The organism is Candidatus Omnitrophota bacterium, from assembly GCA_013791745.1.
In the GTDB taxonomy this organism is placed as follows: domain Bacteria; phylum CG03; class CG03; order CG03; family CG03; genus CG03.
The window spans coordinates 1-11,921 of sequence record VMTH01000027.1 but is presented as its reverse complement, the minus strand read 5'-3'; the positions used below and the strand labels follow the sequence as shown (position 1 = coordinate 11,921).

Sequence of the window (11,921 nt, the reverse complement as noted above, 5' to 3'; positions counted from 1 at the left end):
CCCCCAGAACATAGCTGACACTATGTTGTCGATAAGATATCCCGCTATTTTTCATTGATAAATTACCTGCACAAAACGTACATTTATTAGGGCACCCCCTTGCCGTAAATATATCTGTCACATGTATATCATGGGATATTCCCCTGCCAAAATGTTGGTATCTTTTTTTGTTATCCTGATACAAATATCTTGCTGGATATGGCAATATATCTATATCTTTTATTAATTCGCGGCTTGGATTAATCACTATTTTATCTTTATCTCTATAAGCGATCCCGGCCATGTTTTTATAATTTTCGTGATTTTGTATTTTTTTACATAATTCTTCAAATGTTATTTCTCCTTCCCCAATAATGGCGATATCAAAATATAGACATTCTTTCAATGTCTGCATCGGGATCGCAGTTGAATGACAACCGCCTACAACTGTGACTATCTCAGGATTAATACTTTTAACAATCCTGGCCATATCGTTAGCAATAAGTATGTTCGGCGTAAGGCAACTGAATCCGACCACTGCCGGACAGCACGTTAAAACAGCATGTTTAAAACCATAATTATCGTAATCAATGTCTTGATAATCCCATAAACTAACGTCATATTCTTTTGACTGTAGATATGAACATATTCCTGCTAATGCGGTTGGGTCACGGTATGCAAAAAATGATATTTTTTTATTGACAAATTGTGGTCTGATGAGTACTATTTTCATTTTATCAATTTATAAAGATACACCTTGTCTTTTTCGCTGTACATCAATTGAAAATGCTTCATAAAAATTTTGTTCTTAAACCAGTTGAACTTAAAAAATGGCATTGCCGTATTGGTAAATGACCCATCTTTATTATGGCTATAAACCCTTTTTTGAAAAACCACATAATCAATTTTTTTATTATTTAAAAATTCCAGAATTTCGTCTGGCTCTTCTAATCCAATCTGCTCACGTTTAGCCGGAATTATTTTCATTTGATAATAAGGCGCCGCCTGAACAGCCAAACTTGATATATTTAATAGCGTTGCTTCTTTAGGTAAATTTTTATTGCAGAATTTTATAAAATTTATCTCCATTTCAGGCGGGCATTCCTCTTGAATATATTCTTCGGCGGTCTGCCGCCCGAGGAAAAAAGGCAATCTTTTGAATCCGAAATAATAACTCAATACGGAATTTGGAAAAATTAAAGCAAGCAGTACCGCAGTATATAAAAATACACGTACCGTTTTTTTCTGTGTTTCGCTTATTCTAATAATCGCATAAGCGGTGATTATGGCAAAGAAAAGATAAACCGGCGCAAAATACAGCCAGAGCCCGTTCAAAGAAATCGAAATTGCCGCTCCCGTAACTATAAGTATTAAAACCGAAAAAGAAAACAGGATTTTAATTTCCCGCGAAACATTTTTGACAAATAACAAAAGCGGCATAAACGCCAATAACATCGGGCCGCTTCCGTTAATCAAACCGCCGTAAGGCAAATCCCGTGGTATGAGCAACAAACGAATCAAACGTTGCAACGGTGATGCTGTCAATAGCTTATTTAACAGCATTGCCGTTTCTCCAAAAGGCAACGCTTTACTTAAGTAAAGAGGATAAAAGGGACTTCCTGTAGCAAAATAATTTCTCACAAGCCACGGAATCCATAAACTAAAACTAATCAGAAAAAATATAATCAATTCTTTTGCTACCTGATCGGGGGATATTCGCCGCCTAAAAACTTGCCAGAAAAATATCAAAATAAATCCCGCCGCAATAGCGCTCAAACCCTGATATTTAACGGAAAAAGCCGCACCGCTCATTACCGCCGCCAGATAAAAATCCTTCCGCGCATAATTATTTTTCCTGTAATTCAAAAGCGCCCATGCCGTCAACAAAGTATAAAAAACTTGCCCAAAATATATTCTGGTCACACCTGACAATCCTGTAACCTGCGGCATCGTATAATAAACCGCAACAGCTAATAAAGAAAATCTTTTTCCTATAAGCTGTTTCGTTAGAAAATAAACTCCGCAGGCGATACTTATTCCTAAGAAATAAACAATAAGTTTAGCTACCATCACCCCCTTAATCAACATCCCAATAGCATATAACATTTGAATTAAAAGAGGAAAAAACTGGGTGAAATCAAAGTCTAAATCCACGGCAATATAATGCTGCCGGACAAATCTCATAGAATGAAATAAATAGTGATTAAGACCATCTTCGCCTACGGGAGGAGCATAACTGAAAAAAAAGTTAGCCACGGCAACCGTCAAAAGCAGTATAATCAAAATTTTACTTTCAGCATTTAAATCACTGTAATTCCACTCGCTAATAAAATTTTTGATTTCCATGATGATCTGTTTAATTTCCGGAAATAAAAAAAATGTCAAAATTAAAAAAACCGGGTAAAATACCATTTTATATAGAAACCCGCAGACCCCAAGGCCATATGTGCCATAAGCCAAAACCAGCAAACCTATACCTAGAGAAAATAAATTGTTTTCGGCTGGCGAATTAAATTCCCACTTCAACCATTTGAATATTTTTCTACCTATAGCAACGGCAATTAAAAAAATAAAAACAGCGCAAAAAAAATCTATAACTACCATATTCCCGTTTTACTCAATAAACTTCTAAGAATTGGAGTTATGTAAGGATCTTTGAAAAACCTGACATAATAATCAACATAGACCGCCAAAATCCATATAACTATGAGCCACTGTTTATTTTTCATATCAATCCAAATCTGCCCCGCAATCTATCCGCACCTATAGATTCCCTAGACATATTTATTTTTTTAGACCAATTTTGAGATAAACCAACGGTTTCAGAATATTCCACCAATCCTTAACGGGAACCATTTTTGTATACCCTACAATTCCCTTATGATATCTCTTTGTTACAGGCGCTTCGCTCACATTATAACCCAATGCAACAACCTTATAAAAAAGATAAGGTTCCAACTCATAAGTATCAAGCCATTTTTGAGCTAAATTTATTTTTTTATTTTTAAGCACGCTCAGCTTAATTGCCCTAAATCCATTAGTTCCGTCCGTACACGGGAATCCCGTTGTAAACTTAAAAATATAAGAGTATATTTTTGTTGTTACACTCCGGAATAACGGCATATTCACAACCCGCCCCCCGTCAATCCGGCGGGAACCTTGAACGAAATCCCGATTTCCCTCCGCTATGGGAGAAACCACCCCCCTGATTTCCGATGGGTCATCCTGATCATCGCCCGCCATAATCACGGCAATATCATAATTTTTATCAGAGGCATAGCCCAATCCACTTCTGATAGCCGAACCTACTCCGGCGTTTTCCTTACTTATGAGAGTGGCCCCTTCTTTTTCGGCCTCGGCGGCCGTCGCATCGGTGGAACCGTCATTAACGACAAGACACTCATCTACAATTCCGGCAGCAATCTGAGTTTTAACTTTTCTTACGACATTAGAAATTTTCCCCTGTTCGTTATAAGCGGGCAAAATAACAATTATTTTTTTCCCGTTCATCATTTTTTAAAGAATTCCTTTATAATATTACACACGTAAAGAATTTCCTCATCCGTTATGCCGGGAAACATCGGCAGCGAAAGAATCTCCGCCGCATATTTTTCCGTAATGCTGAAAGCGCCGCGGCCGCCAAGTTCTTTAAACGCTTCCGTTTTATGAATCGGAATCGGATAGTGTATTCCAGTATCCACTCCTCTCTCTTTAAGAAATGCCTGCAATTGATCTCTTTTAGCTGTCCTGATGATAAAAAGGTGATATACATCCTGCCTGTCATCAGATACCTCCGGCACAACGCAACCGGCCGATGCCAATTCTTTTACATAAACATCGGCTGCACGCCTCCGGGATTCATTCCATCCGGCCAATGAGGGCAGCTTGATATCAAGCAAACGAGCCTGCAGCGTATCAAGGCGACTGTTAAAACCCTTTATGTCATGATAGTATTTTTTGACCGAACCGTAATTTCGCAGCAGCCTCGCTTTTCCCACTATAGCGCTATTATCCGTCACAATCATTCCGCCGTCACCGAACGCCCCTAGGTTTTTCGCGGGATAAAAACTGAAGCATCCCGCATCTCCCATGGCTCCCGCCCTCTTGCCCTTATACAACGCTCCATGAGCCTGACAGGCATCTTCTATAATTTTAAGCCCGCGAACATCCGCTATATTTTTTATTTCGTCCATATCGGCTATAGAACCGTATAAATGAACAGGCAGTAATACTTTTGTTTTATTGGTGATGGCTTTCTCCATTCCGGCAATATCAATATTGTACGTTTTAGGATTAACATCAACCAGCACAGGGCAAGCTCCTGTATAACTGATGGCGAGTACTGTAGCTATAAAGGTATTTGCGGCGGTAATAACCTCATCTCCCGGGCCGACGCCGAGGGCGAGCAAAGACAAATAAAGGGCATCTGTACCGGAACCTACTCCGATGGCATAACGGCACCCGCAAAAAGAAGCGAAATGATTTTCAAATTCCGCGACCGGAGACCCTAATATAAAATCCCCCTTATCCGTGGTTACGTTAAATGCGTTCTGAAAATCTTTCTTAAGTGGCTTGTGAATTCTTGTAAAATCCATAAACGGTACTTTCATTTAATTACTCCTTTGCGGCAAAATTATTTTTCCTCGGAATAGGGCTTATCCGTAAACCCCTTTGTGCAAACAAGCCGGCCGATATCTTTTATAACCCGAGCCGGATTACCATAGGCAAGCGCACGCGGCGGAATGTCTTTTGTAACAACGCTTCCTGCTCCAATAAAAGCCTTTGCGCCTATTGTTACATAAGGCAAAACCGTTACATTCACTCCTAAAATCGCACCTTTGCATATATGCGGGCCTTTCATACATTTCCTAAAATAATTGCACCCCGGATGCATATCATTGGCAAAACTTACTCCCGGCGCTATAAACACTCCGTCTTCTATAACTGTAAACTGCGCAATATAGCAGTTCGAATGTATTTTAACACCGTTTCCTATATTGCATCCATAGTCAACCACAGAATTATTCCATATACTGAAATCATTTCCTATAACATTTTCTTCCCTTATAACCGCATTATGCCCTGTTTCAAAATTATCGCCGATCCTGGAACCGAGATAGATTACAGTCCCTCTTCTTATAAACGCATGGTCTCCGATGACAAGATTTAAATCCTTTATTTTTCTGCCTGTTTTTTGCCCGATACACACATTTGCTTCTTTAACAAAGAATTTTCCCAGCCTGACAAACTTATCTCTCATTTCACATCCATACTGACCCCGCCGTTCTTCATTGATTTCTGCGCAGCTTCAAGAACCCGTACAACCTGCAACCCGAACAATCCGTCGGAAATATTTTTGTTATTCCCTTTGAGACTCTCTATAAACGCCTGACATTCATTTTTAAGCGGCTCTGCCAGACGTATTTTCGGTATAGTCACATCGCCATCCCGGAGAATCAGCTGAAATTCCCCGAAATCATCATATTTTTTATCTTTTACCACGCTCTTATCATAAATTCGGATAGGTTCAATATTGTCAATATCATCAAAAATAAGCATTTTTTTGTCGCCAATTATGGTTAAACGCCTTACCTTCGACGGTTCCAGCCAGGAAGCATAGACATTGCCTATAACACCGCCGGGAAAATTTAATGTCACAAAAACGACATCTTCTCTGCCCTTTTTGATAAAAGCTCCGCCTGTCGCGGAAACAGATAGCGGCATTGCACCGACTAAATAAAGAAATATCGACACATCATGCGTAGCCAAATCCCATAAAGCGTTAGTGTCTCTTCTTATAGGCCCCAAATTTGTGCGTACCGCATGCATATACAGCAGCTTCCCCAGCTTTCGGGATGAAATATATTTTTTAATTTCTTCTATGCCCTTGTTAAATAAAAACGTATGCCCCACAGCAAGTATTACTTTCTTTTGCGCGGCTATTCTGACCAATTCCGCCGCCTCAACAGCATCCGCGGTCAGCGGTTTTTCAATAAGCATGTCTTTTCCTGCGTTTAAAACTTCGCGGGCCACTTCATAATGCGCCGCTAAATTTGTAGCCACAACAACAGCATCAACAGTTTTGCCCTTCAGCATTTTACGGAAATCCGCAAATTTTTTTACCCCGGTCAGTTTCTGTGAGCACAAATCCATATTCTTCTTTTTAATATCTGAAAGCGCGGTAACAATACAACCATCTATATTGCTGAAATTCCGCACAAGATTCGGGCCCCAGTATCCACATCCTATAATGCCGATTTTGATCATTTATTATATCTCCTATCCGTCTGCTTTCTTCAAACCCAAAACACCAATGCCCGCCAATACAGCCAAAAAAGGCATAACAGGCACTCTAAATCTGGCATAAACCTCCGGCACTCCGGACATTATACAAAAATAAACAATTATTGGCACAAATATTTGAATTTTAGAAAACTGCTTTGAATAAACTTTGTAAACGCCCATCAAAGAAAGCATGTACAGGACAGCAAGCGAAAGCATTTGAAAAAAACATAATACAATTGTTGTAATTGAAGTCTTGCGAAAAAATTCTGATATTAAAGACCCCCGAGAAACAACGTACCACGATTCCAATGTAGACGGCTCACTTTTTAAACCCATCATCAAATCCAAATCACTTCTAATGGGTTTAACCATCATCTTGAATACAGATTTGACATAATTGTGAAAGTAAATAATCGGGTGACTGCTAATAATTGAAATAGCCAATTTTTTCTTAAAACTATTTTGCGCAGACATATTGAGCGCAGGCTCTTTGGCGAATTTCTTATTAACCGTCTGCTCAAGCTCTTCCCTTGCATCGGAAATTGAAATCTTTTTTTGTTTGGCAACTACGCCGGCAGCTTGATAATAAAGCAAATTATCATAGCTGATAGTACTCAAAAAAAAGTTGCCGAAAACAATTTTGTTGCGGATAAGCCACGGAGAAAGAACAGCAAAGCACATAATTAAAACCAGCATCGTGTCAAAAATTCGCTTTCTAACAGCAAAACCTTTTCTTAAAATAAGAGCAGTGATCAACACTCCGGGCAGCAGAAAAGCAATGGGCCGGCACAACACGCTCAAGCTCATTAAAATAGCTGAAATAAACAAAAAAACAATTTTTCTTTTTTCCAGATAGAAAACAAATAACAGAATTGAAAGAAACAATAAAAAAGTAAAAAGCGTTTCGGCAAGAATGGAGTTGGCAAGAACTATAGTGGGGATATCAATTGCCATAAACACACCCGCCGCATATGCGGATTTTAAATTGTGCCCGCTAAATTTATAAGCGGACATAATAACGCCAAAACAAATCAGCGACGATAAAATTATCTGAAAAAGAATCACGCTTGTAACTCCCATATGAAAAAATTTAAGCATCGCTATAAAAAAAGGGTATACCGGAGTCCTGCTGTGTTCCGGCAAAAATGGCTGTGAATAAGAACCGCTATAAACTTTATGGGAAACAATATTTTCTGCTATCTGTACATAGCCGTACGAGTCCGGCTGCATAAACCTTTCCTGATTATTTGACATTATAACAGCGAATAACAAAAGGCGTAAAAATAACGCTGTAAACAAAATCCATAATACCGGTTTATTCAACAATTTTTATCCTTATACACATCGGCATCCAGCGGCCTGAAAAGGAATATCCGGTTGCCTTTATAATCAAAAACTTTTAGGAGTTTCATTTCTTCCGAATCAATAATCTCCATAATCACGTCCTTATAGTTATTGTAAACAGTACCTATTTCCGGCAAACACAGATAATCGTATTGCCCCGCTTTATCAACGATGACTTTTTTGTTTATATTTGCGGGAGCTGTTCTATCCCATAATATTTTCCCTGTAAGTTTGTGTTTAGCCAGATAAAAATGGCTGGGCTCAACTTCCGCCGGGGCATAAACCCTGAGCGCGCCCTTTTCAGGGACAAGCAATTTCAAATAGTCCATCAGTTCGCCGTAAGGATAGATATTTTCAAACCTGTTACGCAAAACCGTTCTTTGCACTCTGTCAGCAGCGAAAAAATTACTATAAACCAATTCTGAAGTTAAGAGAAGGCTGACCATGACTAATATCTTTTTGTTTTTTTGTTTTGCCCAGTATATAAAGTCTGTTACCGCAACCGCAAAGAAATAAAACAATCCCAGGTAAACGGGTTGGGCATGCCTTATATAACCATTCGCATGTGTCAAACTTATCATCAGATAATAACCCAAAATCAACATAATCCAATACAAGTTAAATCTCTTTCTTTTAAAAACACACCAAACAACTGACAAAAACAATAATGCTGATAAAAACGGGCCCAGCGTGCCGATCAAATCAATCAAATTTTGTCCTAATTGGGCCGGATAAAATATATTGTCCCACTTACTGGCGGCATTCCGGATTTTTAAAATAGCCCCCATGGCAGTAAACGGTAATCCAATAAGCGCCGGCACCAGCAAGGCATGTAAATATTTTTTAAAAAAACCAATAGTGACTTTATTTTTGTAATATTTGTACAGAAGATAGAACAGCATAACAGGTACGAACCCTATTGTTAGCCTTTTGTAGAGAAGCCCTATGGAAAGCCAGAGGACAACCCAACTTATATGCCTATTCTCTTCCAGCGACTTTAAAAAATGATATGACATCGCCGCGAAGAAAAAAACTGTTCCATTCTCAAGCACAGAATAATTACTAAAATGAAAAAAAGTCGGGAAAAACAATGCCAGAAACAAAACGATATCGGAATCAGCCCGTTCTGATACCGCTTTAACCGCTTTAAACACATAAACCGCGGTACCCGCAAGAAATACAAACTGGATACCTCTCCCCACAAATTCATTTATCCCAAAAAGCGCATATCCCATCAAATAAACTAATTTTGCCACAGGCGGATAGCGGAAAACAGACTGCCACATACCCACAGTCTCTACTAAATTGGTTTTAATCAGGAAAAAGGCATATATATTTAAGAGGCACACTGGCAGCCAGTAAATTAAATTAAACTTTTGTAACTTCCGCAAAATTATCCGTCCGTAAAGAAAAAGAAACACAACGGCTCCTAAAACCATCAATGTGACAGCAAGCGGGGGAATAAAACGATACATGTGGCCGAGAACAGTGGCCGCCGGCGAGATATGGGATTGCATATCATCTCCAGTGACAACGGGCAAAATCCAAAAAGGGAGATGTGCCACTATAGCCAATACAAAAATACCTACGGCGACGACGTTTGACTTTCGTGATTCCGCGTGATCACGGCTAGAAATCAAATCCGCGGAAATATCCGTTAAGCCGGGCCACCAATAGATAATCCCCCCTATTAATCCGACAAATATATTAAGTAGAATCATCCGATATACGGCTGGGATCGCAGGAACAAACCATACAGGATAGAAGCCATAAAACAGCACAACAAAAAGAAACAGCAGCGTGTTGAAAGAATTCTTTCTGATTGCCTTTTGCCCGCTCATTTTTTAATGCTTTCGCGCATAAATAAACAGAGAACCGGAAATCTCGCGGATGACCGGCACCTTCTCGGCCAACAGAGCCGATTTCTCCATTGCGCCTATCATAAACCCGGGAATGGCCGGATGCAGAAAATCATAAGGTTGAACATCAACAGAACTGAAACCGCAATTACGCAAAATACCCGGCAAACCCCATCTGAAAAAAGCGGTTTCATCCGGCGAATCCCCCATGATCTTTTTAAGCGGCGGGAAATTCTTCTGAAGCATTATCTGAGGATTGAGCATATTGGGTTCACTGAAAAGTATCTGCCCCCCTTTTTTCAGGACCCTGTGTATTTCCGGAAGCGCCAGAGACAAATTCAGATGGTGCAAAACAGAATTTCCCATGACAACATCAAATTTGCCGCCGGCAAAACTCATTTTTTCGGCATCTTCCTTCGAATATTTAATATTCTGCCCTGCATGATACATATTCGCGATATTTAATAATTCCGGAGATATATCAACGGCTGTCACATCAGCCCCTGTTGACGCCATCCCTGCGGTAAAAATTCCCGTTCCGCATCCTATTTCAAGAATATTTTTACCTGTTTCTATTGCGCCTTTTTCTATAAATAATTTAATTCTTCGCACCGCGCGAAGCTTTCCCGCAGGGGAAGCCCAGCCCCATATATTCTCGGCGTTTGAAGAAATCGCCTTGCCGTGCTTAATTTCGTTTTGCCGCATTGTTATTCACCTTAAGCTTAAATTTAATAAACGCTATTATGCTCATCTTCAACAAAAGCAAGCCATGGGTAAACCTGCTGATTTTTGTGTCACCATATGTTCTCGCCCGATACCTCACAGGCAGTTCCGTAATTTTGAGCCCCAACCGCGCCGCGCCGAAAAGCAGATCAAAATCCCCGAATGGGTCAAATTCACCAAAATATTTCCTTCCTTCTTTAATTCTCTCGTAATCTTTTTTAAAAAGAACTTTTGTCCCGCAAAGAGTGTCATTTATCCTCTGCCCCAGAATCCATGTAAAAATAAAACTGAAAAATTTATTACCCAGATAATTGAGAAATCTCATCGCCTGCTTTTCCATGGGATAAACCAGCCGCGAACCGTTTATAAAATCCCCCTTTCCCGACGCGATTGCATCATAAAATTTATCGAGGTCTTCGGGCAGGACCGTCAAATCGGAGTCAAGAATCATCAGTATCTCGCCCGAAGCCGCGTCAAAAGCTTTTCTCACAGCATCGCCCTTGCCCGTCCCCGCGCCCTGATGAATCAGCTTTATATCTTTATCGGGATGTTGCGTAATCATTTCTTTGATTTTTTCAACGGTTCCGTCAGTGGAATTGCCGTCAACAAAAATAAGTTCCGAGCCTTTTCCAAGTTCAGGAGTCTGCTTCACTGCATTTTCTATATTTCCCGCTTCATTGCGGCAGGGGATAACAACCGAACAGGAAAATTCCTTGCGTACCGGCCGCGGCAAAGGACGCGCTTCAATGTAAGTTACAAGACAGAATTTGTTAAGCAATGAACATTTTACGGCAAGTTTATTTACAAAATCCGATATAAAAGGGATATATTTGGGGAAAAGAAAAAATCTGCCTTTTTCTACAACTTCAAAATCGGAGAGAAAGAACAGATTTTCAAGATCATTCATATCCAGCCAGTTCTGAGGCGGCTGAGACATTTTCAAACCCAATTTTTCCGCCAGTACTATGACCGGCTCCCACAGCTGATTGTAATAAGTAAGCAGTATTCTTGTCCCCTTATGAGAAACCTTATGAAGATTTCCAAAAGCTTTCAGCACATCCTTGAGAAGCCCGACTATATCCTGAAGAATAATAACGTCAAATTTTTCTAAAAGAGAAAGCTCCTCTATATCATCATTATAAAAACTGATTTCCGGATTTTTCTTACGCGCAATTTTTATCATTTCAGCGCTGATATCAAATCCCGCCTTTGACGCGGAATTTAATTTCCCAAGCATATCTCCCGTCGAACAGCCTGCTTCCAGGACGGAGCATTCTGATGAAAAGCGGAATTTGAAAAAATTTTCGAGACTTTTGTGATAATAGCTATTCTTTTTTCTCCAGTGACTGCGGTTGCCAGCCACTTTGTCAAAAAAAGATGTTAGCTTCTGCTTGTTCATTGTTTTTTCATGAACATCACTTTCAGGCCCGCGCGGGCTTTTCTGAAAAATTCTCCCGGCGTCCTGATATTGAAAAGGATACGGGTGATATTTCCCGGCCTTAAATAAAAACCCTGATAAGCCCTCACCAAAAGTTCATGCAGATCTTCCCTCGTGAAATTTTCGCCCCAGTGGGGCGGGACAAAATCATCTTCCGGATTTTCCGCGAATTTTTTCCAGTGATCTTTCTTTATTATCCCCGATTCCATCCCGAACCTGTAAAGTTCGGTGCCCGGAAAAGGCGTAAAAATCGTTAAATGCGCGTAATCTGCCCTGATGCTCTTCATCATGCT

The 11,921-nt window shown here is 39.9% G+C and carries 10 protein-coding genes; all 10 read right to left on the bottom strand.

Annotation, left to right across the window (positions count from 1 at the left end; translation table 11 throughout):
* Positions 1 to 712 (bottom strand): hypothetical protein (locus tag FP827_01285; GenBank protein MBA3051719.1); only part of this gene is annotated, 712 nt, incomplete at its 3' end.
* Complete coding sequence (locus FP827_01280) at positions 709 to 2,583, bottom strand: hypothetical protein (GenBank protein ID MBA3051718.1); 1,875 nt, start codon at positions 2,581 to 2,583, stop codon at positions 709 to 711. The genes FP827_01280 and FP827_01285, both read right to left, overlap by 4 nt.
* A 180-nt stretch (positions 2,584 to 2,763) precedes the next feature.
* Complete coding sequence (locus FP827_01275; protein MBA3051717.1) at positions 2,764 to 3,492, bottom strand: glycosyltransferase family 2 protein; 729 nt, start codon at positions 3,490 to 3,492, stop codon at positions 2,764 to 2,766.
* Complete coding sequence (locus tag FP827_01270; GenBank protein ID MBA3051716.1) at positions 3,489 to 4,589, bottom strand: DegT/DnrJ/EryC1/StrS family aminotransferase; 1,101 nt, start codon at positions 4,587 to 4,589, stop codon at positions 3,489 to 3,491. The genes FP827_01275 and FP827_01270 overlap by 4 nt, the downstream gene beginning before the upstream one ends.
* Before the next feature lie 23 nt (positions 4,590 to 4,612).
* A complete protein-coding gene (locus tag FP827_01265) occupies positions 4,613 to 5,239 on the bottom strand; it encodes an N-acetyltransferase (protein MBA3051715.1) in 627 nt (208 codons plus the stop codon).
* Positions 5,236 to 6,246, bottom strand: a complete 1,011-nt coding sequence (locus tag FP827_01260) for a Gfo/Idh/MocA family oxidoreductase (protein MBA3051714.1) — start codon at positions 6,244 to 6,246, stop codon at positions 5,236 to 5,238. Before FP827_01260 ends, FP827_01265 begins: the two co-directional genes overlap by 4 nt.
* A 12-nt stretch (positions 6,247 to 6,258) precedes the next feature.
* Positions 6,259 to 7,587 (bottom strand): glycosyltransferase family 39 protein, encoded by a 1,329-nt coding sequence (locus FP827_01255; protein MBA3051713.1) that lies wholly within the window; start codon positions 7,585 to 7,587, stop codon positions 6,259 to 6,261.
* On the bottom strand, positions 7,584 to 9,449 hold the full coding sequence (locus FP827_01250; protein ID MBA3051712.1) for a glycosyltransferase family 39 protein: 1,866 nt from the start codon (positions 9,447 to 9,449) through the stop codon (positions 7,584 to 7,586). The genes FP827_01255 and FP827_01250 overlap by 4 nt, the downstream gene beginning before the upstream one ends.
* A gap of 3 nt (positions 9,450 to 9,452) precedes the next feature.
* Entirely contained in the window at positions 9,453 to 10,172 is a 720-nt protein-coding gene (locus FP827_01245; protein ID MBA3051711.1) for a methyltransferase domain-containing protein, read from the bottom strand.
* On the bottom strand, positions 10,153 to 11,589 hold the full coding sequence (locus tag FP827_01240; protein MBA3051710.1) for a glycosyltransferase: 1,437 nt from the start codon (positions 11,587 to 11,589) through the stop codon (positions 10,153 to 10,155). The genes FP827_01245 and FP827_01240 overlap by 20 nt, the downstream gene beginning before the upstream one ends.
* Positions 11,590 to 11,921 lie beyond the last annotated feature (332 nt).